Annotated in this window: 27 protein-coding genes; 15 read left to right on the forward strand and 12 right to left on the reverse strand. The window is 42.4% G+C overall.

All coding sequences use genetic code 11. The annotated features are described in order from the left end of the window. The 4 genes from ACP69U_RS09590 to ACP69U_RS09605 form a co-directional block, all read left to right on the forward strand. Positions 1-180, forward strand: a 180-nt coding sequence (locus ACP69U_RS09590; protein WP_426138420.1) for an integrase core domain-containing protein, incomplete at its 5' end; no start/stop codon positions are given. Positions 181-289: 109 nt separating this feature from the next. Further along, a complete protein-coding gene (locus ACP69U_RS09595; protein ID WP_426138421.1) occupies positions 290-859 on the forward strand; it encodes a hypothetical protein in 570 nt (189 codons plus the stop codon). Between the two features lie 133 nt (positions 860-992). Beyond that, entirely contained in the window at positions 993-1361 is a 369-nt protein-coding gene (locus ACP69U_RS09600; protein WP_201581948.1) for a double zinc ribbon domain-containing protein, read from the forward strand. Positions 1362-1446: 85 nt separating this feature from the next. Next, complete coding sequence (locus ACP69U_RS09605; protein WP_227676076.1) at positions 1447-1899, forward strand: TM2 domain-containing protein; 453 nt, start codon at positions 1447-1449, stop codon at positions 1897-1899. Between the two features lie 153 nt (positions 1900-2052). Here ACP69U_RS09605 and ACP69U_RS09610 read toward each other — a convergent pair whose 3' ends face one another. Then, positions 2053-2907 (reverse strand): M48 family metallopeptidase, encoded by an 855-nt coding sequence (locus ACP69U_RS09610; protein WP_426138422.1) that lies wholly within the window; start codon positions 2905-2907, stop codon positions 2053-2055. 523 nt (positions 2908-3430) lie between these two features. Between ACP69U_RS09610 and ACP69U_RS09615 the strand changes: the two genes are divergently transcribed. The 3 genes from ACP69U_RS09615 (at position 3431) to gorA (ending at position 6260) form a co-directional block, all read left to right on the forward strand. Further along, positions 3431-4219, forward strand: coding sequence for a threonine/serine ThrE exporter family protein (locus ACP69U_RS09615; RefSeq protein ID WP_045444295.1), 789 nt, complete (start codon positions 3431-3433; stop codon positions 4217-4219). A gap of 1 nt (position 4220) precedes the next feature. Continuing rightward, a complete protein-coding gene (locus ACP69U_RS09620) occupies positions 4221-4673 on the forward strand; it encodes a threonine/serine exporter family protein (RefSeq protein ID WP_010201359.1) in 453 nt (150 codons plus the stop codon). A gap of 231 nt (positions 4674-4904) precedes the next feature. Then, the gene (gorA, locus tag ACP69U_RS09625; protein WP_426138423.1) at positions 4905-6260 is read left to right on the forward strand and encodes a glutathione-disulfide reductase; all 1356 of its coding nucleotides are present in this window, start codon (positions 4905-4907) and stop codon (positions 6258-6260) included. 118 nt (positions 6261-6378) lie between these two features. Here the strand turns inward: gorA and ACP69U_RS09630 are convergent, their stop codons facing one another. Both ACP69U_RS09630 and ACP69U_RS09635 read right to left on the reverse strand, forming a co-directional pair. After that, complete coding sequence (locus ACP69U_RS09630; RefSeq protein ID WP_426138424.1) at positions 6379-6846, reverse strand: DUF4870 domain-containing protein; 468 nt, start codon at positions 6844-6846, stop codon at positions 6379-6381. A 48-nt stretch (positions 6847-6894) separates the two neighbouring features. Next, positions 6895-7263 carry a hypothetical protein gene (locus ACP69U_RS09635; RefSeq protein ID WP_045454206.1) on the reverse strand — a complete coding sequence of 123 codons (369 nt, stop codon included), beginning with the start codon at positions 7261-7263 and terminating at the stop codon, positions 6895-6897. A gap of 247 nt (positions 7264-7510) precedes the next feature. Here ACP69U_RS09635 and ACP69U_RS09640 point away from each other — a divergent pair, with 247 nt between their 5' ends. After that, on the forward strand, positions 7511-7672 hold the full coding sequence (locus ACP69U_RS09640; RefSeq protein ID WP_227676031.1) for a hypothetical protein: 162 nt from the start codon (positions 7511-7513) through the stop codon (positions 7670-7672). Between the two features lie 30 nt (positions 7673-7702). On the opposite strand, the gene ACP69U_RS09645 is transcribed toward ACP69U_RS09640, so the two are convergent. Continuing rightward, on the reverse strand, positions 7703-8326 hold the full coding sequence (locus ACP69U_RS09645; RefSeq protein WP_201560676.1) for a GNAT family N-acetyltransferase: 624 nt from the start codon (positions 8324-8326) through the stop codon (positions 7703-7705). A gap of 90 nt (positions 8327-8416) precedes the next feature. After that, positions 8417-10069: an FAD-dependent oxidoreductase gene (locus ACP69U_RS09650; RefSeq protein WP_201560675.1), complete on the reverse strand. Its 1653-nt coding sequence runs from the start codon at positions 10067-10069 to the stop codon at positions 8417-8419. 354 nt (positions 10070-10423) lie between these two features. Between ACP69U_RS09650 and truD the strand changes: the two genes are divergently transcribed. Then, positions 10424-11593 carry a tRNA pseudouridine(13) synthase TruD gene (truD, locus tag ACP69U_RS09655; protein ID WP_227676034.1) on the forward strand — a complete coding sequence of 390 codons (1170 nt, stop codon included), beginning with the start codon at positions 10424-10426 and terminating at the stop codon, positions 11591-11593. Positions 11594-11625: 32 nt separating this feature from the next. Here the strand turns inward: truD and ACP69U_RS09660 are convergent, their stop codons facing one another. Continuing rightward, a complete protein-coding gene (locus tag ACP69U_RS09660) occupies positions 11626-13083 on the reverse strand; it encodes a GGDEF domain-containing protein (protein ID WP_193008597.1) in 1458 nt (485 codons plus the stop codon). Positions 13084-13445: 362 nt separating this feature from the next. Continuing rightward, positions 13446-14327, reverse strand: a complete 882-nt coding sequence (locus tag ACP69U_RS09665) for a PHP domain-containing protein (RefSeq protein ID WP_426138425.1) — start codon at positions 14325-14327, stop codon at positions 13446-13448. A gap of 222 nt (positions 14328-14549) precedes the next feature. Here ACP69U_RS09665 and ispZ point away from each other — a divergent pair, with 222 nt between their 5' ends. The 4 genes from ispZ to mnmD all read left to right on the forward strand — a co-directional run bounded on the left by ispZ (position 14550) and on the right by mnmD (position 18216). After that, positions 14550-15101, forward strand: a complete 552-nt coding sequence (ispZ, locus tag ACP69U_RS09670; RefSeq protein ID WP_045444273.1) for a septation protein IspZ — start codon at positions 14550-14552, stop codon at positions 15099-15101. 138 nt (positions 15102-15239) lie between these two features. Further along, complete coding sequence (locus ACP69U_RS09675; RefSeq protein WP_109589571.1) at positions 15240-15569, forward strand: YciI family protein; 330 nt, start codon at positions 15240-15242, stop codon at positions 15567-15569. 62 nt (positions 15570-15631) lie between these two features. Further along, positions 15632-16006, forward strand: coding sequence for a hypothetical protein (locus tag ACP69U_RS09680; RefSeq protein ID WP_227676030.1), 375 nt, complete (start codon positions 15632-15634; stop codon positions 16004-16006). Positions 16007-16050: 44 nt separating this feature from the next. Beyond that, positions 16051-18216, forward strand: a complete 2166-nt coding sequence (gene mnmD / locus ACP69U_RS09685; protein WP_426138426.1) for a tRNA (5-methylaminomethyl-2-thiouridine)(34)-methyltransferase MnmD — start codon at positions 16051-16053, stop codon at positions 18214-18216. A 17-nt stretch (positions 18217-18233) separates the two neighbouring features. Here mnmD and yiaA read toward each other — a convergent pair whose 3' ends face one another. After that, the gene (yiaA, locus tag ACP69U_RS09690; RefSeq protein ID WP_055124683.1) at positions 18234-18791 is read right to left on the reverse strand and encodes an inner membrane protein YiaA; all 558 of its coding nucleotides are present in this window, start codon (positions 18789-18791) and stop codon (positions 18234-18236) included. Between the two features lie 197 nt (positions 18792-18988). Here yiaA and ACP69U_RS09695 point away from each other — a divergent pair, with 197 nt between their 5' ends. Further along, the gene (locus ACP69U_RS09695; protein WP_426138427.1) at positions 18989-19621 is read left to right on the forward strand and encodes a hypothetical protein; all 633 of its coding nucleotides are present in this window, start codon (positions 18989-18991) and stop codon (positions 19619-19621) included. A 136-nt stretch (positions 19622-19757) separates the two neighbouring features. After that, entirely contained in the window at positions 19758-20381 is a 624-nt protein-coding gene (locus tag ACP69U_RS09700; protein WP_426138428.1) for a hypothetical protein, read from the forward strand. 119 nt (positions 20382-20500) lie between these two features. Here ACP69U_RS09700 and ACP69U_RS09705 read toward each other — a convergent pair whose 3' ends face one another. The 4 genes from ACP69U_RS09705 to ACP69U_RS09720 all read right to left on the reverse strand — a co-directional run bounded on the left by ACP69U_RS09705 (position 20501) and on the right by ACP69U_RS09720 (position 23501). Beyond that, positions 20501-21175 carry a DUF4112 domain-containing protein gene (locus ACP69U_RS09705; protein ID WP_227676601.1) on the reverse strand — a complete coding sequence of 225 codons (675 nt, stop codon included), beginning with the start codon at positions 21173-21175 and terminating at the stop codon, positions 20501-20503. Then, positions 21168-22085 carry a 4-hydroxybenzoate octaprenyltransferase gene (ubiA, locus tag ACP69U_RS09710; RefSeq protein ID WP_109589584.1) on the reverse strand — a complete coding sequence of 306 codons (918 nt, stop codon included), beginning with the start codon at positions 22083-22085 and terminating at the stop codon, positions 21168-21170. Before ubiA ends, ACP69U_RS09705 begins: the two co-directional genes overlap by 8 nt. Before the next feature lie 107 nt (positions 22086-22192). Then, complete coding sequence (locus ACP69U_RS09715; protein ID WP_087815087.1) at positions 22193-22435, reverse strand: hypothetical protein; 243 nt, start codon at positions 22433-22435, stop codon at positions 22193-22195. Between the two features lie 145 nt (positions 22436-22580). After that, on the reverse strand, positions 22581-23501 hold the full coding sequence (locus ACP69U_RS09720) for a class I SAM-dependent methyltransferase (protein ID WP_426138429.1): 921 nt from the start codon (positions 23499-23501) through the stop codon (positions 22581-22583). Positions 23502-23517 lie beyond the last annotated feature (16 nt).

Here is a 23517-nt window from a genome sequence, read left to right on the forward strand (position 1 = left end):
GAGGTGATTCATTATTTAAAGCAGAGCTGGAACGGTGTAAATGATGTTGAACTGGCAACGCTTGAATGGGTGGACTGGTTCAATAAAACACGACTGCATAGCACGATTGGTTATGTGTCACCCTTTGAGTTTGAAAAGCGGTATTATGATAATTTAATCCTGTCAGGCATTGCTGCCTGACTCAAGTAGATCAGCCTCCGATATACTCGGGGCGGTTCACTTTGCATCTTATGGCATTGAAAATGTTAAGTATGCACGTAGAGGGAACGAGAGTGATGCTTATGGAGAAATGCAAATTGACTGCGCAAACGATAAGATAAGAAAAACCTCATCAGATAATCTTGAGGCCTTAATATCAGCAGACCTAGGGGATTGGTATACGCCAACACCGGATTGGACAGATCAAGATATTGTTAACTTCATATGTCAAACCAAAAGAGTAGTGTCAAAAAAAATAGAACATCATGAAGTAGTTGAGAAAGTAGTAACGCTAGAAGCTCCAAAGAACGAAGTAGTTGAAAAGGTAACATTGGAGCAATTCAAGCCAGAGCCGGTCATGTCAGTAGAAGCAAGATCGAGGGAAGTTTTATTATCAAATGCCCCTTCGGGTAGTGAGAAAGAATATGAAGTACGCGAAACACCAATAAAAACAAAAGAATCTTACAACGAAAAAGTAGTTAATAAAGCAGCGGACTATAAAAAAGAGAGTGATATAGAACGCAGAAAAAGTGATGATCGAGCAATATGTGAACAAGCTATAAAAGTAAACAGCGCTTACCTAGGGAAGGACGAACCGGAATATAGTCAGTGGAAGGCAATTGAGCGTGCCAATTGTATGCAAGATAAACTATATGAGTAAAATTAGTGGATACAAATCGGTGTTATTTGTAAGTGATGTATCAAAATAAGTCCAGAAGCGAATTAGACAGAACGAATATAGTCAATTTTGGCTGTGGGAATAAGCCATCTATTAGCTAAATACAGGAATAAATATGGCAATTATTAATTGTCCTGAATGCACACATAAAATTAGCGACCAAAGCGTATCTTGTACTAATTGTGGACTCCCAACTTCTAAAATGAATTTTTTAATTAAATGTCCTGAATGCTCTGAGTCGATTATTAATCAAAGCGCCTCTTGTAATCATTGCGGCTTTCCTATTGCTAAACCTGCACCGTTCAAAAATATTCAACATTCATCTGAGGAACTTAAAGAGCTTAAACTTCTTAAAGAGCTCGAAGAAGTTGGGGAACCTGACGATTACGGATTTTTCAATCATACAAATATTTTTATCATTAGCTGCATCATCATTTACTTTCTAGCTAAAGAAGAGATTCACTATATTTTACAAAGTTTTTAGGTCTATTCTCAAATTGAAGAAACACAGCATAAGTAACAATTGATATTAAAACTATAACTAAAAAATTGTAAGAAACGGAAAATATATGGCCATTATTGATTGTCCTGAATGCACACACAAAATTAGCGACCAAAGCGTCTCTTGTACTAACTGTGGGCTCCCAACTTCTAAAATGAAGTTTTTAATTAAATGCCCTGAATGCTCTGAGTCTATTAGTAATCAAAGCGCTTCTTGTACTAATTGTGGCTTTCCTATTGCTAAACCTGCACCGTTTAAAACTGTCCCACCTCCTTTGCCGGCTCAAAATTCTACTACTATCGTACGACTAAACAGTAGTAGAAAAAGTAAAGGTGTTGCAATATTGTTAGCTTTATTCTTAGGAGGTTTTGGGATACATAAATTTTATTTAAATCAGGTCTTTTGGGGTATCTTATATCTATTGTTCTGTTGGACATTTATACCAGCAGTAATTTCTCTTTTCGAAGTAATCATACTATTATTTATGAATGAGTCTGAGTTCAATAGACGTTTTGGTTAGCCAGCGTAGGCTAGCTGGATGTACAATACCCAATATCCAGACGTCAGATAAAGTCCAAACCAGCCACTTTTCAATATTTCTTCGCAAAAAAAAGGCAAGTCAAAAGACTTACCTTTTTTGATAACATTCACTGATTTGATAGCATTTACTGAGTTATTTACGTTTAATGGTTCTAGTAGTTACTCCAGTCGTTGCCCCACTAGTTGCGTTAGCAGGTGCTTTCGCAGCCGCTTGATAAACTGGCGTAACCTCAGGTAAAAGTGCCTGAATTTTAGCGATACGCTGCCCAGAGTTTGGATGGGTAGACATTAAAGTAGCTATGGTGTTGCTACGACCATTGGCAGCCTCCATTTTTTGCCATACTGAAATGGCAGATTCTGGATTGTAGCCTGCCTGCGCCATTAAGCGTAAACCACCCGCATCGGCTTGTGACTCCTGACTACGAGAAAATGGCTTATCAAGTCCGTAGTCACTAATCAAACCCAACGCATCATCACTTAACCCTGTTCTTGACTGTAGTTCGGCACCACCTAACTGCAGCGCTAAGCCGGTCAGAATTTTTTGCCCAGCATCTTTTTTACTGTGCTCAGATAACGCATGGGTCATTTCGTGTCCCATGATCGCAGCGATCTCTGCATCTGTTAACTGTAGCTTTTCTACAATACCGGTATAAAAAGCCATCTTACCACCCGGCATTGCCCAAGCGTTTAATTCAGGTGAACGTATAACCGTGACCTGCCAATCAAAAGGGACGCCTGTTGTATTAGCGCGAACGGCGTAGGGCTTCATACGATTAAAGACGTTTTTAACTCGAATGGCGGTAGCAGAAGTATTATCTACCGCGCCTTGACTACTGGCTTTAGAGACCACTTGAGAGTAACTTTTAGCCGCATCGGTATTTAATGAAGCCGTATCGTACCCTGCCATATCGGCTACCGTAGTACACCCTGCTAAAGTAGTAATAGTAGTCAGCAATAGAGCATTTTTTATTTTATGAAAAGTGGTCATTAGACGTCCTAGTTGAGAGATGCAATTGAGTTAAATAACTAAGCTAAAGGCAATGAATTGATAGGCTTAACATTCCACTATCGAAATTCATATCTTGCCACACATTAATTGAGAGCGACATATAATTGATAACGTAACTAAAATTCAATTAATATGTAATTATCATGTAAGTAATGTGTCTAAATTATCGAGGAAGAGATTATCATTATAGAAAACAAAAGTCTATTAATTTTATAATCTATTATTTGTTTGATATCACAAGCCCCAGCCAACCTCCATTTGACGCCTACAACTTTATTCCTTTAATTAGAATCGCTGCTCAGAGAGCATCCTGCAATAGATCCCACCTAAATAAATGCTCGTATCACATTTATCACTCGCGCAGCTACCGTACGTTCTATTTTCTCTTTGCCAAAAAGTTTATAATTTATCGTAGCATCAAACATAATGTCCAATAATGTCTGCGCGTCAGCTCCCAGACCCTTTATAATAGCGTATCAATACCAACCTGCGTATCTCACCCATGACCTCTATCAGTTATGTAAAGCAGCAACGCATTACTCGACTATGCGTGCGCTGCGGCTTACTCCTCATGCAGTATGGCGCTGAGTCTGCCGTAGTCGTGGACTTGTCTAAACGTTTAGGGCTTGCTTTGGGGATGAACAGCGTCGAATGTTCACTGAATTTTAACGCCATCACCCTGACGACCATCTGTGACGAGCGCTGTATCACCACCACCAGAGACACGATCAATCAGAGCATCAATGTCAATTTATTGGTACAAATCCAGCAAATTATCAATAAAACTGAAGCTACCGTCGATAGTACCGATTTGATTGACCGCACGACCCTTGCCTTTGATGAGTTAGATAAGACAGTATACCCAACGTGGCTGGTGGGCATATTTGTTGGTGCGTCTTGCGCAGCGTTTGCGTATTTGAATGGGGGCAGTTGGTCGATTACCGCCGTGACATTTATTGCGGGTATGGTAGCGATGTTCACCCGTATTTATCTGTCCAAACACCACTTTAATCCTTTTATCACCGTCATTGTGACCGCTTTTATTGCTTCTTTAATTGGAGCGACGACCTACTATTTTGATATTGGTAATAATGCCGATATTGCGGTTGCCTCTAGCGTCTTGCTACTGGTGCCTAGCTTTCCTTTGATCAATTCTTTCTCAGATATCTTAAAAGGCTATGTCAATATTGGCGTTGGGCGTGCGGTATTTACCTATATGCTCACCCTATCCGCGTGCGTTGGTATCGTGATGGCGTTGGTTTTACTACGCATACAGCATTGGGGGTTTTGAGATGTGGTTCATTGAAACTGTTGTGCTTTCATGTATTATTACCCTTGGTTGGACGCTGATGTTCAGCGTACCCAAACGCTATATTCTGCCTTGTTTACTGATGACTGCTTTTGGCTTCGGATTAAAGACTGCTCTCGTTTATCAGCATGTGCATCTCGTGGTTGCCAGCTTTTTTGGGGCAATGCTTGCCAGCTTTTTGGGTGTATACTTTTCTAAAAAGTATACGCTACCACCCAAAGCACTTATCTCGCCTAGTGTCATTTGTATGATGCCCGGTATCGCCGCTTATAAAGCGATGGTCAGTATGGTGCAGATTGGTTATTTTGGTTTTTCAGACGAGTTATTTAGCCAAATGATGGTGTACTTGTTTGAAGCATTATTTGTCACCTCAGGATTGGTGCTTGGCTTATCCATTCCGGGACTGTTATTTTATAGACGACGTGCCATTGTTTAAGTAAGTTTAGATGAGTCCAGTTGGGTTTAGATAGGATGATTAGATGTCAGGCTATTTTTGCCTAAATGCTTTTATATTCTGATGCTAGCTGGCATATCCTTATAAGCAAAACCTTGTAAGATTAATAATGATACCCATCACAATAGAGTTCAAAACAACAGAATTAAAAAATAATAGACGGCAAAATTGCACCAATACGCATCAATACTTCCTGAATAAAGAGACTTAACCATGACAAAACATTATGACTATATCGCCATTGGCGGCGGTAGCGGTGGCATTGCTTCCATCAACCGTGCGGCGAGCTATGGCAAAAAATGTGCCATTATCGAAGCCAACCAGTTGGGCGGCACTTGTGTGAATTTGGGCTGTGTACCTAAGAAAGTGATGTGGTACGGCGCGCAAATTGCCGAGGCTATTCATAAATATGCACCAGACTATGGCTTTGATGTGGATGTTAAAGGTTTTGACTTTCAAAAACTGGTGCAGAGCCGTCAACAATATATCGAAAATATTCATCGCTCTTATGACAATAACTTGGCCAAAAATGGCGTAGAAGTGATCAAAGGCTTTGCCAAATTTGTCGATACCAATACGGTAGAAGTAAATGGTGAGCTGATTACCGCTGACCATATTTTGATTGCCACCGGCGGTCACCCGATTCAGCCAGATATCAAGGGCGCAGAATACGGTATCGATTCTGACGGCTTTTTTGCGTTGAATCATTTGCCAAAACGCGTGGCAATTGTAGGAGCTGGATATATCGCTGTTGAAATCGCAGGCGTATTGAACAGTTTGGGCGCTGAGGTGCATTTATACGTACGCCAGCACTCGCCGCTGCGCTCATTTGACCACAGTGTAGTAGAGGCATTGCTCATAGAGATGGAGCAAGACGGTATTCAGTTGCATACCAATACCACGCTCACGGAAGTCAATAAAAACGAAGATGGCAGCCTGACTTTGTGTACCGAAAATGGCAGCCTAGACACGACAGATTGCTTGATTTGGGCGATTGGTCGTGCGCCATCGACAGACAATATCAACCTGCAAGTGACGGGTGTAGAGACGACCAAGTTTGGCAAAATTAAAGTCGATAAGTTTCAAAATACCAATGTTAAGAACATCTATGCGGTCGGCGATATTATCGAAAACAGTGTGGATTTGACGCCAGTAGCTATTGCAGCAGGTCGTCGTCTTTCAGAGCGCTTGTTTAACAACAAACCTAATGAGCATTTGGACTATACGTTGATACCAACGGTGATCTTTACCCATCCTGCTATTGGTACGATTGGTTTGTCTGAAATCGACGCGGTTGAACGCTATGGCAAGGATAATATCAAATGCTATACCTCAACATTTACCTCGATGTATAGCGCGGTGACCCAGCATCGTCAGAAGTGTATGATGAAACTGGTGTGCTTGGGCGATGAGGAAAAAGTCATTGGTCTACACGGTCTTGGCTTTGGTGTCGATGAGATGATTCAGGGCTTTGCCGTCGCCATCAAAATGGGCGCGACTAAAGCGGACTTTGACAATACGGTTGCCATTCATCCAACTGGCTCAGAAGAGTTTGTGACAATGCGTTAATTTGAGTAGGTAGTATTAATAGAAAGCCTACTCTATAAAACAACTCCATAAGTGGTAAACAACTTATGGGGTTGTTTTATATCAGTATATTTTTTTAACGTTAACCACTAAATTGATGTTACTTAATCAGACGAATATTAAAAGGCACTCTAAAATCTTTGCCAGAAGAGCACTTGATTGCCCCCATTACGCAAAACACTAAGTGCGAGAAGCCAAATAATACCAGTGCTAGCATTGGAATCATCGCTAAAGGCGCAAATATAAAGGCTAGAATAAAGCCAAGTATCATTGCCACAATCCATAAGCCAATATAGCCGATAACGAAAGTGATCGACCAGTTCAGCGCCTCTTTAGCTTGTGTTTGCACATAAGCATCATCTTTTTTGACTAGCATAATAATGAGTGGTGGAATAAATCCAAAGAACAAACAGCCTAACCAGTTTAGGAGAGCTATGTTTGTAGAGTCCTGCTTGGTACTAGCAGCTTGCATATCTGTTCTATGGCTACTTGCTTGAACATTATTAATATCGTTATTGCTAGCGTCTTTATTGATATTTACGTGGGATTGTTGGGTACTATTAGGCATATCTGGATATATTCCTTTATAAAATTATTTAAATATTAAGTTTTGGTTCTAATTACCTAATACCCATTCATCGTTCACTTGATAAACCTTGAAATTGGTCTTGTTAGTGCGGCTCTCCCCCGCGATTGTCTGAGTGATATCAGCGGTACACATATAAGTATTGTCACCCTCGACAGTATCACAGTTGATATTTTCGACGCGTTCAAGCTTTGGCATCATACCCTCCATCATGCCGCTCATCGCCTTTGCCATCTCATCATTGCCTGCGTTCGCCATCGCATCGTCCATCATACTATTGGCTTGCTCGTATTGTGCCTCGATTAACGCTTCAACTGTGCTTTCAGAAGGTGCATTAGAGCATGCGACAAATAGCGGTGTTAGTAATGCTATGACTGCCAATTTTTTCAGATTAGTCATCTCAATCTCAATGTATCTATAATGTTACTTCACTATACAGAATTACTTCTAGATACCCAACTTAATTTTAGAATACAAGTTTGGATTTATGATAAATACCTTTAATAATCTAATGAGATGAAGGAATTAACGTGCGGTGTATACTGACAGTGCATTCACGATACTGCTATGATGTGGTATTCAAAACCGTTGCGAGATAACTGTGTGGCAGGTGTACTTTTTTATATTACCGATTGGTCTGGGAATTATGACCTTGGCAGCAAGTTTGTTATTTTTGTTTGCCTATCTGATGTCTGATGACAATGCCACGCGCTTGCCAGCTTTTAACTGGTTCAAGCGCTTAATCATCGTGGCATTTATATTACTAAGTGTTGGGCTATTTATGACCTTTGGTCATTTTTGGGGTTAATAAAATCAGCCTTTAAACATTCAATATTCTTTAATGAACCATTTTTTCTAACTCCAATAATTCTAAATCTTCACGCTTTGGCTCACCATTATTGCCGTCATTTGGAAATGGCATTTTATTACCATTTAGCTCATAACCTCGGCGCTGATAGTAAGCCAACAGCTCAGGACGATGACTCAAAATAGACATGGTCAAACGTGCAGTTTTTCTATCTGCTGCTTGCTCATCTGATTGTAGATGATGAGTAGCAAAGGTTTCTGCTGCTTGCAATATCACGTTGCCAATGCCATACCCCTGCAACTCTGGATCTACCGCAAACATACCGATGTAGGCTTTGTTGTTTGAGTCAGCATCGGTTTTGATATCGACAGCGATACAACCGAGTATCTCACCCGTTTCCTCTCCATCACGGTCGCCCGTTGTCGTTTTTGGATAGACAAAGTAATAGTGATTAGGGTCATTAATCACAGCAGCGAGCTCGGCTGACGTGGTTCGAATACCACCAATCAAATCCGCCTCATTGGTCCAACCTGCGGTCTCGCGATAACAGCGATTTAACAATTGCTCAAGTGCATTAATATCATCGGCTTGCGCTTGTCGCAAAAACACGGACTCTCTATCCAAGTAATTTTTATCTATAGTGTTTTTATTCATATTATAATTTTTCCTTTCCTTGTTTGTATTAAAAAAACTGACCCAAATCGATAGGTCAGCCTTAATAGTAATATGTATCCATCTTGAGTACTAGGGCGATAACGCCAGTGCTTGGTCGATAATATTAAATCCTGCCTTAAGCTGTGCACGCGTTGGCGCATAACCACGTCGGAGCAGTTCAGAAAAGGCAACCAATTCTTTATCATGCCCTAAAGTGCTAGCCGCACTAGCACGTGTGTCTTCCCCATCATCATTAAAGTAGTATTCGATATAATCTAACGTATCTGGTGAACCAAACAAGATGTTATGATCGGGTGTCGCGGCATGTCCACTATAGCGTAGGCTTTTGCCATATTGCATCGTCCAAAAGAAAGGGATACGCGCGGCGAGCGAGCTGACACTATCATCATTTAATATCGCAGCCGCAGTCACTAAGCCATGTTGCAAGGCCACGCGCCAATGTTCGATGCGCATGCGCCCCATTTGTCCAGAAGCTTTTGCAATATCACCCAATGCATAAACCCCATCACGCAGCTGTAAATGCTCATCCACTTGCAAGCCATCTGGCGCGTTTACTTCTTCGAATAGATCTATACGTGGTGCTACGCCAGTCCCTAAAATCACGATGTCTGCATCAACTTGCTCACCGTTCACCAGCGTGACACCGCCCACTTGTGACAAGGTTTGGTTTTCTTCTTCATTCTCAGACTGATTAACAACCCTTTTGACCTCAGTGATTTCATTGACCGTGGCATCAAAGACAAACTGAATGCCATTTTCTTCATGCAGCTTGATCAGCGCATTACTGACGGTTTCGGAGACAATATTTCCCATGACGCGATGGTCTTGTCCGATGACGGTAATAGAAGCCGTCGTGCCTGCTTGTGCCAATGCGGAAGCAACCTCCATACCGATAAAGCCAGTACCGATAATAACCACACGCTGGTCATGACTGGCCGCTTTTATCAATTTGGCATCATCCATACTGCGCAGCGTATAAACGCCATCAAGCTCAGCGCCTTTAAAAGGCGGTATCTTTGGCTCAGCGCCTGTTGCAACCACTAAAAAATCAGCGGTTTGTCTGTCACTATGACCATTTTTATCTTTAATGATAATGGTACGTTCATTGGGCGATACTTCGCTGACAGTTTGATTCAAGCGCAAATTAATATCGTGCTTGCTCGCCCAATCTGCACCGCCTAGTAGAAGCTTTTCTTCAGGCATATTGCCCGCTAAAAATGCTTTGGACAATAATGGACGGTTATAAGGGGCTTTATCATCAGCACTAATTAAGGTAATTTTGCCACCATAGCCAGTGTTACGCAGCTGATGCGCTGTCATAAAACCTGCTGCGCCACCACCCACGATGAGCGTATGCGTATCAATAAGCTTATCATTTGCAATCTTTTTGTCTATCTTCGCTGAGGTATTCACCGTTAAGCTGTCGCCGTTATCGGTCACTTCATATTGAGTCAAGCCTGCTGTCGCGACTGGCTCTAACAGAGTACCATCGCGGCTATCAAAAGTCGCATGATGCCAAGGACAGACCACGCGATTGCCACAACGTAAGCCTGTGCCTAAATCTGCGCCTGCGTGCGGGCATTTGCCATCGAACGCCTGAAACTCATCGTCGTCGCGGGTAATCAAAATGATACTATCATCATCTTGCTTGTAAGATTTCATGCCGCCACTAGCAATATCGGCCTTATTAACAGTCACTGTGTCAATCGTTGCATTGGTCATAAGTCTTCCTTAACAGTTATAATGGTTCCCTGAATCAAACGTGTTGAAAATAACTCTATCGCATCAGCCAATTTCAACGAAAAACACCATTCTCGATACGTTTATTTAAATGCTTTTTTAAAACGATATCCATTGATAGTAACAAGACACTTTCGCACACGCTGTTTTTTTGTATGTTTCCTGCGTTGCAAAACGTAATCGTTAACTGTTAATCCCTATGCTTACCTATTCTTTTTAAATTTTATCCTCAACATAAAAGACGACTTTATGACTTCTCGTGATGACATGACCGATATTAATGCTAGCCCTCAATCCGCTCTTGAAAACAATCAAGTTGATAATGAGCAGTTTGATATGGCAAGTATCGATATTACCGCCGCGACGGATACTGCGCAGTTACCGCAGCCTCTTCAACCACCTGTGCAGCAAGCAACCTATAAAGCCCACGCAACAGACTTTATCGTTAATGAGCTATTGCCGCTCGAATTCACCGGTGAAGGTGAGCATTTATGGCTGCATATCCAAAAATCAGGGATGAATACCGCTTATCTTGCCAAACTGCTGTCAGAGTGGGCAGAGATTCCTCTGCGCGATGTTGGTTATTCAGGTCTTAAGGATCGCCATGCATTGACAACCCAGTGGTTTAGCTTGCGAATCCCAAAAAAACAACTGCCTGCTGCTGAGTTTGCACCAGTCGATATCGGAGCCGATGAATCGGTCACGATCATCGACCAGAAATGGCACAACAAAAAGCTCAATCGCGGCACGCATCGCGCCAATCAATTTATCATCACCTTGCGTGATATCCAATTTGCTGATTTTGATACAGCATTGCCAGCACCTGAGCAATTATTGTCGGCGAAGCAAGATGTCGAGCAGCATTTAGCAAGCATCGCTATAAATGGCGTGCCCAATTATTTCGGCCCTCAGCGTTTTGGACGTAATGGCAATAATATTAGAGAAGCATTATCGCTGTTTGCCCGCCCACTACAGCAAAGTCGACCACAACCCAAAAAGAGCAAACGCAAGCACGCGCCACGTGAGCAGAATACAATGGAGCTGTCTGCCGCACGTAGCTTAATTTTCAATGAGATATTGGCGTTACGTGTACGTGATGGCAGCTGGAATACTGGGCTGGCAGGCGAAGTGTTTAACTTAGAGGGTTCAGGGTCAATATTTACTAGCGAAGCCATAGACGACACGTTGCGTGAACGCCTTGAGACGGGTGATATCCATCCCACTGCTGCATTATGGGGCAAGGATAATGATAAAGTCAGCGGCATGGCGGCAAGTACTGAGAAAAATGTGATTCAGCAAAATCCGCTACTGGCTCGCTTAGCCAATGGCTTAGAGCAGCGCGATGTAAAAGCACAGCGACGCGCGCTGCGCCTACCTATTGAAGCGCTGTCTTGGGAATGGCAGGATAAAGATAATGAACAGACATTGGTGCTGAGCTTTACGTTAACGACAGGTAGCTTTGCCACCAGTGTCTTGGCAAGCTTAGTAAAACAATTAATACACTAAAACGTAGTTGACCCTTCGACTATGGCAGCCAGCTATGTGCCATAAAGCGCTTCAATATTATTATTTTTTGCTGCCAACATCTCGTTGGCACTCACCACTTGATCACGGCCACGGCCTTTGGCTTCATACAAAGCCTTATCTGCCATACAAATTAAGCGCTGGCAAATATCATGAGGTAGCTGCACTGCGGGAATTTTACGATTCACGCGTTTGCTACTATACGAGGGGATTCTCTGCGGTTTAGCAAGCGACTGCGAGGCATCCTTTTTATTCAGAGTTTCGCAGGCTTGTTTTATACAATTACGCTCACCATGGGTCAGTGTATATAGCCCCAAGCTGGCAGTCACACTAAAGGCTGTATCGTCATCGAGAATGATGACGTGTTTGGCGATAACGCGCCGTAATTGTTCAGCTATTATCATAGCTGTGTCGTGCTTCGTATCTGGCAATACAATCAAAAACTCCTCACCGCCATAGCGACTCACGATTGTTTCATCAGTTAAAGACTGCAAGAGCGTCTGCGCGACCTCCACCAATACTCGATCCCCGATCTCATGACCGTAACTGTCATTGACCTCTTTAAACCAATCCAAATCCAATAAAATAACGCTGATATCTTGATGGTCTTCTACTGACTTCAGCACCTGCTTCATTTGCATCATCCCGTAACGGCGACTTTTGAGTTGGGTTAGCTCATCTTGATTGGCATGCTGCAGAATTTCCTTTTTACTGTCATCTAATATTAGTAACAAAGTACGAAACATATAGATAATAAAAATAGCTTTTGGTAGCGCCATATAAATATGTGTAGAACGCCAAAAAAAAGCGGAAGATCGGCGCAATTGATCAACACTGTCCCAATTTAGCGTGCCATTTTGAAAAATAGAGGCAGAGATGGCGTTTTCGATTGTCGTAATTTCACTATAATTGATATAACTATAATAGGTATCAAGAGGAATGACCGTGAGCGTCATTTGACGCAGATTGGGTAAAGTAACGCCAAGATAAGGAATAAATGTGACTGCCAGAATGACGGCTGCGTGCCCTAAAAACGCTCTCCATACATAGCGCCGACGTATAAGCATCATCCCCAGTATCGCACCGCCGACTAAAGAGACGCCCGCGACCAAGCTACTATGTCCTAAAACTAAAATAACCATTGCAATATAGGCACTATAAACCGTAATTAGTATGCCTTGCCATTTATACAAATTGCTATTGGCTTTTTTGACAGGTGAAAAACGACTGGTCATCCATAATAAAAACAAAGCTACCAGTGTCACGCCGAACCATAGTGGATACAACAGGGCTATATCGACATAGGTGTCATAAACATCGCGGCGCCACCAAACAAACAAACACCATAGCCAGTGTAAAGATACCTCCATCACCATAAATAAAGCCAGTAATGACGTTTTATCAGCAGCTTGCCACTCAAAAATTGCTTGAGATAGCTTGGTGTAGCCTAGATGAGATATCGATACAGCCATAGTAGGGCTACCGCAAATATTGAAAGTTATTAAGTCGACATTAAAACCATTAAATAAAAATCAAAAGCCTGAATCAATAATAATAAATGATATGACTTTTTACCTTATACCATTCCCAAAAACTTAAGTAGATAAGAATGCGAGTGTCGGTACTACATTTTGTAAACTAAATGGGAGTTAACCCCGACAATTTCATTTTTAAAAATAAATCCCACTTACCTAGTGTGGCAATTTCTGTCGCAGTTATCAATCTATTTAGTGCCTTCATGCGTCAATATATGACGCATGGTTTTTGGATAACCTGTCAATTGATATTTCAGCTGAGTTAACATTCAAAACTGTATTCAGCAATAAATTTTCGGCTAAGAAAACATTGCAAAAGACTGCCAAACTCCCTGCTGATCAGGGTTCATTGTCGGTACATCACCCAAACGACGCCACGGCATATTGCTACCATGAAAGTCACTGCCGATCGAGGCGACAAGATTATGCTGAGCGATACTGCGATCGACCATTCTGCGAGTACTAACCGGTTCGCTATTCGACGGCAGCTCACAAGCATCGCCACCAAGACCAGCAAACTCTTCAATCAGTTTACGGACTCGTGTTGCTGAAAGCTGATAACGCGTGGGATGCGCCAACACCGCCTTGCCACCACAAGCATGGATCAGCTCAATGCCATCAGCCATGCTCAGTGCATCAATCGCCACATAAGCAGGCTTATTGTCTGCTAAATACTTATCAAAGGCTTTTTGTACCGTCTTGACTTCACCGCGCTCAAACAATACTTGACCAATATGCGCGCGCCCGACCGCTTGTGGATTGCCGCCTGCTTTATCAAGTACGGCTTGCCACAGCTCGTCATAGTTAATATCTAATAGCGCGCTGAGCTTTTCAGTGATTCGTTGACCACGCGTGGCACGGCTATCCTGTAATTGCTGCAGTGTTGCATGCATTCTTTCGCGATCGGTAAAATCTAGCCCCAGCACATGGATGATTTTATTGGTTGATTTATTTTTGCCATATCCACCAATAAGTGTGTGCTCACAGCTTATCTCGACCCCATTAATCAGTTGCATATCGCAGGCAATGGCAGCCTCACGCGCCTCATCAATTCCTGCCAGCGTATCATGATCGGTCAATGCCAATACATTGACGCCGGCCGCATGGGCGCGCTGCACTACTTCCGTTGGTGCATAAGTACCATCAGAGCAAGTGCTGTGACAATGTAAATCGAATTTCATAAGAGAAGCCTTAGCATTAAAAATTAAAAGTGTAGAAAATAAAAAAATGAGCACATTGCCAATAAGCCGTTATATTTGGCAGTTGTCATGATTATGAGTCATAATCATGAGATATTGCTACGCAGGCCTGTGATATAGCATGATTATCGTGTTGATTGCTTTTTTTTGGCGCAGTAGACGTGTAAACTACCCCATACGTTTTTGTCGGACATACCCTTTGCTATGAAAGCTTTATTAGACTTTATTCCCTTAATTGCCTTTTTCATTGCTGCTCGCTACAGCGGTATCTTAGCGGGGGCAGGTGCGTTGCTCATCGCCACTATCATTGTTTATGCCATTCATTTTATTCGCCAAAAAGGCACTTTTGATAAACAGCAATGGGTTGTCTTACTATTAACCATTTTGTTTTGTGGTGGTACTTTATTATTGCGTGATGATATCTATCTGCGTTGGAAGTCACCCATTATCAACGGTATCTTTGCACTAACACTTTTAGTCAGTGCTGCGATTAATAAGCCACTGATGCAACTGGCAATGAAAGATGTTTTTTTGCTGACGATGAGTGGTTGGAAAAAACTCACTCTCGCTTGGGCACTATTCTTCGCCTTTATGGGCATACTGCATTATATCACAGCGTTTACGATGTCAGATGAGGCATGGATTAACTTTAAAACTTATGGCTGGATTCCGATTATGTTGGTATTCGTCATCGCCCAGTTTGCCGTATTAAAAAAGCACCTCAACCCTGCGCTCACGGATAAAACCGTCAAATAATACTCAATTCATCATTTTATAATAAAGCCAATGCTATTTCTAAATGCCAATAGCGACAATCATTAATCGCAATTAGCTCGGGCGCATTAAGCAAAACACTTTAAATTAATCATAATTTTTATTAATCGAGGAAGTCTCATGTCCTTATTTGCCATTATTGGTCATGACGTGGCCAATAGCAGCGCACAACGTCAGATTACCCGCGCTGAACATGTCGAACGCTTGCAAGCTTTAGATCATGACAATCGACTGATTATCGCTGGTCCAACACCCATCGAGCATGGCAAAGGCGAGATGTCAGGCAGCTTAATTATTGCTGACTTTGACTCTGCAGAAGCAGCGCAATCATGGGCAAACGATGAGCCTTACTTACGTGATGGCGTGTACAGTCACGTAGATATCAAACCCTTTATCCATACATTGCCAAAAGCGGATGACAGCGCATCAGTTAAAGTAGCAAAATCGTGATTCAGTGCCTATCTTTGTTAAAAAGTCGCTCTTATCAGCGTAGCATTGTTAGTATGATTTTTATGGCTACTGTTTCAGCACAGGCTGCGCCGACGGTGACAGCTATCGATGTGGCTGATCCAACACTCACGACACCCGTGCCAGCTCAACCAATATCGACCGCTCAACCAACGAAAAACTCAGTGATGAATATCAGCGATACATTGGCGGCGCAATTACAACCATCTGATAAGGCGTTATCCGATGCCAATCAGCAGCTATTAAGCCGTAATGCACAGTTGCAGCGCGAGTTGAATGACTTGCAAACTCAAGTAAATGTTTTGGTCTACGAGAGCAAAGGTCAGCTTTTTTTATACGGTGCATTTACTGTCTTAATTAGCTTGTTGGTCGGTATTTTTATTTCTTGGTTGGTGTTTGTCCGCCGTGAACGCTGGTAACTAGTACCACGCGCTTTTTATTGATTTATCTTATGTGACTGTCTATGTCTAAATCCACGTTCGAATCAAAAGATACTGATACATCGTCGACACCCTCCAAAAACACTCAGTCACTAAGCATTCACTCATCAAATATCACCCCTGCCAAGATTGATTGGCAGATGGATGATACGGGTAATAAAGTGCCGGTATCGGGTGAGTTTGGTGATGTTTACTTCTCAAATGCTGATGGTTTAGCGGAATCGCGTCATGTGTTTTTGGCGCACAATCAATTGCCTGAACGACTGACCAATCTTGCACCAAATCAATGCTTTACGATTGCTGAATTGGGCTTTGGTACTGGACTGAATTTTCTCGCTACATGGCAGCTATGGCGACAGCTGCGGGATATACACCCTCAATTAGCAACTGCAAAACTGCATTTTATTACCACTGAAAAGTTCCCGATACCTCGTACCGACCTTACCCAAATACTTGACTTATGGGGACAGCGCGCGCCTGAATTGACAACACTGATTGAGCTATTATTAGCGGCCTATCCGCCTCTTATCGCGGGCTGTCATCGTTTGAGTTTCTTTGATGATAATTTGACCGTTGATATATGGTTGGGTGACGCAGCTGAGAGCTTAGCCAAATTGGCAAATAACTCTTCTAGCTCGCATGCACCTTATGTTGACGCTTGGTTTTTGGATGGTTTTGCGCCCTCTTGCAATAGTACCTTGTGGGCGGATAGTATTTTTGCACAAATGCAGCGTTTATCACGACCCAATACAACTGCCGCCACCTATAGCTGTGCCGGCATCGTCAAACGTGCGCTGCAAGATTGTGGCTTTCAGATTAAAAAAGTGAAAGGCTTTGGTCGTAAGAACGAAATGCTAACGGCGATCATGCTGGATACCATAAATTTAACTGACAATAATAATGGCAACAATAGTAAAGACACCAATAGTAAAGACATCACCTCTTACAATAATGCTAGCACCGCCGCGCCCGACAACGATAGCCAATCTTCCAAACCCACTGACAACCTGCCCGCCCATAGCGTTGTCATTGGCGCTGGCGTTTCGGGGCTATTAACGGCTTGGTCACTGGCCAATCATGGTATTCAAGTGACTTTGCTAGATAAATTAGCACCTTTGGCGGGCGCATCAGGCAACCCTCGCGCCCTACTTGCCCCCAAGATGACGCCCATTCATCATGTCGACGAACATTTGCATACCATAGGCTATCTCTATAGCAGCAGGCTATATCGATGCTTAAGTGTAGACGCTAAAAAAACAGCATTAGTGCCAATACTTGAACCAACGGGTGCTCTTGATCTGCTTATGAAAGCCAATATTGGCACAGAGCAAATCGCTGATTATCACGATGAAATGGCCACCACACTATCCCATGAGCAGGCGCAAACTATCAGCGGGTTAAAAACACAAGATTTATCAGAGAATTTATATTTACCGCAGTCTGGCTTGGTCAATCCACAAGCATTAAAAGATACTATCCTAATGCATCCGCTCATCCACTTTCAGCAAGTAGACGTTAAGAGTGTTAGCGAAACAGAAGAAAGTGTTTGTATTGCAGGCAATAATCAGGATAAGCAGACGATATCCATTAGCGCTGATAATGTGGTCATTTGCGCAGCTTTTGAGAGTCATCAACTGGACAAGCGTATTTTTGATTGTCGTAAAATTCGTGGTCAGCTTTCTTGGTTTACGCCCACAAACGAGCAGCTCACCATATTGCCCAAAATACCGCTTAAATACAGCGGTTACTGTGCGTTATTTACCGCGCAAACAGGCGATGCACAATTGAACGATGTTGTAGAACAGCACTCTCAGTTTTTATTAGGCGCAAGCTTTATACGCAATGATACCGACATAGATATTCGCACAGAAGAGCATCAGATTAGCCGAGACAAACTAGTGACTGCCATTCCCGAGATGGACTCGATTATTCCAACAGATATTAGTTTGTGGCAAGGACGGGCGGGGATTCGTACGCAAACGCCTGATTATCATCCTATCGTTGGAGCGTTAGCAGACAGTAAACGAACTTGGGTCATGAGTGCCATGGGAGCTAAGGGGTATGCCATTGCACCAATATGTGCTGAAGCGCTAACAGATATGATGTTAGGAGCATTTGCCCCCTTATCAACAGCGATGCTTGCGCGCCTGTCGCCAAATCGTACGCGTTTACAAACACCGCTTACTTGAGATTTTTAGTCAAAGGTTTAATCACTGCCTTCCATTCTAGATTTAACCGCACCAAAAAGTGATTTTCCAGTGTCAGAGTCTCGGGACTCTTGATGACCAATTTTAGTACTACTTTGAGTATCAGTCGTAATCATTGGTGCAGTTAAAGTGCGAATCTGTGCTTCGTCACGGGTGTTTTTTTGAATGGTCACTGCAGCAAATAAACTCATGGTAAATGCCATCATATAAAAGCCCTTTTCACTTAAGCTTAAACTTCCCGCATTCATCAACCCAATAGCGATTAGCGCAATGGATAATCCAAGAGCCGCCCAGCTGATTAGATAATACATATTGGTTGTTGGAATACCTTCACTACGATCACGCAGGGTTTTTTGCAAGCTAATTGCTGAATAAAGACCTAGCGCCAGCACCGCTATATAATAGCCTTTTTCATTTAATAACATACTCTGTGCATTCCATAAGCCAAGTAAATACGCTAGGACACCCACCAACATCACCGCCCAAGAAGTCCCGACATAAGCAGTAGTTGGTTTATAAGCGGCTAGCTGACTCTTAGTAATCGTGTCATTATTCATCATCTTCCTTAATTAGAAATAGGCAAGCACTTAGTCGTAAAAGATATATAGTGGTAAGATACATAATAGCGAGATAAACAGTAGCGAGATACAACTTTTATCGACCGCTATTTTGCCTTAACATAACACAAGCATGTTATATTGTAATCTAAAAACTTTTTTTTAATAAATAGCATTTTTTATGACAGAGTCCCGACATGTCTTTTTTTACCTTACTCATTTTGCTTAGCCTAATTGTTATTGTGCCCATATTTTTTGTGATGAAAGAAAAGTCTAAGCACACACAGATTGCTTCTATACAGCGGCATCAAGAATACTTAGCTTCTGCGAATCTTGTCGCTACCCAGTCTAAAGCAGATATGACTGCAAACAACGAGGTAAATCATGAGCGAGCTAACGGGCTCAGCATGATTAATTTTTCAGCTCGACATCCTTTTATCAAGCTACTTTATGACGAGCAAGTACCTAAGGCGTTTCGAGTGACTATGGACAATATTGGACAACAATATGAGTCCACCCATCATGAAGAAATCACTGAATCACAGCTATTTACTCTCAATAAACTCATCACCACACGTGTTCCAGAATTGATTGGCGACTACCTTAGCCTCGATCAACATTATGCCAAAACAGTCATTATTGATACCGACAAACAAAATACCAGCTATGACATGGTATTAGATCAATTAAACTCGATTTTAGACTTTTCTCAAAAGCTCAATATCCAAAGCCAAAGTGGTGTTGTAGACAAGCTACTTGCCAGCCGTCGATACTTAGATGACGTGTATAAAGAAAGCGGTATGGCAGCCGACAACCTAAAACTGAAATAAGTAATGCCTGTAGATAGTAAGCAAGAAATTGATAGTAATAGCACATGACGGTCATATTTGACTGTGAGGGATAAATAAGTCTACGTCATTCACTATACTTTAAACAAAAACTCTGCCAATGGATAGCCGTATTATCATGAAAATCGATGCTCTTACAATTGCAAAATCAAAACTCTTTTTTCAGGCAATTTCTGCTATTTTTTTAAGTCTCTCACTATTGAGTGCTTGCCAAAAAACACCAGAGCCTGAGACAGATAACGAAACAATCTCTGAAGCGGCAGTACAAACCACACCCGTGACTACCAATATTAATGTTGATACGACCGCTGATAATGGTGATGATATCGCAAATTCTGAAGTAAGCTCAGAACAAGATGTAAGCTTAACTGAGCTAGAAAATGACCTTGGTGCAACAGACTCGGTAGCAAACAATACTGCCCCAGCACCAAATCCAGAACAAGCCATTAAAGGCGCGCAAATTACTGATGTCCGTTATAAAAATGCGGCTGGTGAATCACTCTCGGTCGTTTTTGAAACCTCAGCAGCAGGCGTACTCAACGCTATCATTAACCTACCTAATAAACCAAAAATGACACTAAGTGCACCTGAAGGTCAAGGCAATAACCCAACTTATCGATCAAGCGATGGCAGCATCGAACTGGTCAGTCATGCTGGTGGTGGTACTATCGACCTTGTCCAAAATAACAAAATTACTAGCTTTGATGCAGTCAGTGCCGAAGCAGAAGTCATCACTGAGTAACTGATTAAAAAATACAGCTTAGAACCTTTGAAAATTTACATAAAAGAAATCTCTTAAGCATTAAAAAGGCGGCAAATATTTATGATATTTGCCGCCTTTTTAATGCTATTAACTTTTCTCTAGCCAAATCCAGTTACTTTGCCAAACAGACTAACCAGCCAACTGATTACTGCCCACAGTCCCCAACCAATCACTACAATAACGATCAATCCCAACAGATCAGGAATGTGCAAATACAGCCATGCAATGATAGGATTGTGCCAAAAAGCGCCAAAACGGCTACGCTGTTTGTCTTCTAGCGATTGATGTAAAAATGGTCGATCCATATGCATCGTTTCAGTAATGCCATATTCATCGTGCAGATGCTCATGCACGATGCCTAAAGTCTTACGACTGGGGCGAATAAAAATATCGAGCAGCGTGCCAATACCCGGTACGATACCAACGACCATATCAATGAGTGCCAGTCTGACCGCAGGCGTCATTTTATGCGCTGGCACACCTAGCTGACGCCCTAATACAAAAGCATAGCTGGTTAAAGCCAGTCCTGCTAAATCTCCTGCCAGCGGAATCGTCGAAAGCGCCGCATCTGCACCCATGCCTTGTTTGGTAAAAGGCACACGTACCAGCGAATCCATCGTATTAGCAAACTTAGCCAATTTACGCTCGGTGGCGATCACTTGTTCGCGTGTTAATCCGTGCTCAGCTAACTTTGCTTGATAATCGATAACAGGTGCATTGGCATCAGAAGATTTTTTCGCTTTTGACTTTGAGAGCTTTTTGAAGTTATCCATTAAAAGTCGTCCATAGGCAAGCGATTGCGATGAGAGCAAAGACGTAACGCCCTACCCATATATTGGCTAAAAACGCCTGAAAACAGGCTCTTGCATTACGAGTAGCACAAGCACTATTTTGCTTAGCAAACATCATCGCCACTAACGCCAAGCCAAATACTGGCGTCAGGCCTAAGCTTGTCGGTGCAAAGTAATGCCAAATGGTCGCACCCATAATAAGCAAAAACAATGTTTGTAGCAGCGAGATAATAATCACATCATAGCGACCAAATAATATCGCCGTTGATTTGACCCCAATTTTTAAATCATCTTCACGGTCAGCCATAGCATATTGGGTATCATAAGCCACGGTCCAACACATATAAGCAATAAACAACAACCAACACCAGATATCAGGCGCGCCTTGTATCGCCACATACGCCATCGGTATCGCCCAACCAAAAGCCGCTGCTAAAAACACCTGCGGCAAATGGGTAAAACGCTTCATAAATGGATAAATGAATGCCAATAACACTGCGCCAAGCGACCAGTAAAATACGGCTATCGGCAAAAAGAACAGCAAACTGGCACTGAGTAATACCAATACTAAAAAAGCAGCGATTGCTTCTTTAGCAGACAGACGCCCATCAGCTAATGGACGTCCTTTGGTGCGCGTCACATGACCATCGACCTTACGATCGGCAAAATCATTAATCGCGCAACCTGCCGCCCGCATAAAAATCGCGCCCAGTGCAAATATCAAAAATATCTTTAGGCTTGGCAGACCTGCCATTGCCCCTTGCTGTTGCGCTTGACCCATCGCCGCCAGCATTACGCCCCATAGCGTTGGCCATAATAATAGTTCTATACCTACGGGTTTATCAAAGCGCGTTAATTGCAGGTAGGCTTGTAGTTTGTCGTTAAATGTCATGGCTTTTTATTATCATTAATAGAAGGTTTTTTTGTGCGTGTTTGCCTACTTTTTCGGCAGCTCTTATATTAAGTGCTATTACATTGAATTATTAATACATTGGCGAGCTACTGAATTTGTTGCCACAGTTTATTTGCTTCGATGAGCGACAGCTCAGGATATTGTTTACGTAAAGCTTTAATGGCAGGGATTTTGTCTTTTTGTGCGGCTTGTTGACGCAAAAATGCCACATAATCTTCAGGACGACTGAACTCTTTTAAACGGGCTTCTAGCCTTAATATTCGGGTGCGCAACATGATATTTATTAATAATAATCCTGCACCCATGATCCAAATAATTAGCGTCGACATTCCCTGCTCCTAAATCCAATCACTTTAAATTTTACAAATATGGAGTTGCTAACTGCGCACTCTAAGCTCAATAACTGAGTCAAATAACTTAGTTCAACAGCTAAGTTCAATCGCTAGGCGCATTTATTATGATGAGAAACGGCTATTAAAAAAAATAACCATCAAAGCGTACGGCTTCGTTATGCCAGCTCTCACTTGGTTGTTGATGCGCAAGTAACGGCGCAAATTGCGGACGCTTAACGACCACGCGCCCCTGTGTGTTTATGTTTTGTCCCTTTTGACGGACGACTGCTTGCGCACTTTGTAGCAACTGTTCTTCTTGTTCTAGCGTTGGTGGGCTAGCCAATTGGTGTAAGGCTTGCATATGCTTGCCTACTTTAGCGCCTTTACCCGTCTTGCTATCTTGATAACTGTCTTCCGGAAACATCGGATCCAGATACACCACATCGATTAATTTCTTATCAATTTCTTTAGTGTCATTTATCGTATCAGCTGCTAGAGTTGCAAAATAGCCAAGCGCATCGGTATTGATAATATGCAGACGGTGCATCAGCTTTTGCCAATTTGCTAGCCCACTCATACGCTGCTGCTCTACTAACAATAACAATGCCATCAAGGGCTGCTGCTCGAGCATAACGACCTGTGCGCCCGTACTGGCTAATATCAAGCTGTCATGACCAAAGCCTGCTGTGGCATCAATAACATGACTGTCAGATGTAATTTTGACTGCTTGTAATAATAACTCAGACTTACGCCCCGCACTCACCACACGGCGTTGCAGCTTATCCCATTCTGGTGCAACGCTTAACCCATCGCTCAGCCATGATAGCTTATTTTTTTCATCCAACAACAAGATAGGTTGGGTAGCTGTCTGGCTTAACTGCTGGCGACGTTTTTGACTAAGCTTATCGGTAAACAGCTCAAGGTGTAAAATAATGGGCAGCTGATGTGCGACTATCAGCGCTTGTATATCTGCAACCTGACTATGCTGCGACTCGCTGACATAGTATAGTTGGCAGTGCATAATGTTACTACTCTCTTTGCACCCTTGGCGTGAAGCAGTCATCTCTACTTTCCTATTC

This window comes from Psychrobacter sp. TWR1-1-1 (genome assembly GCF_049895865.1).
In the GTDB taxonomy this organism is placed as follows: Bacteria; Pseudomonadota; Gammaproteobacteria; order Pseudomonadales; family Moraxellaceae; genus Psychrobacter; species Psychrobacter immobilis_A.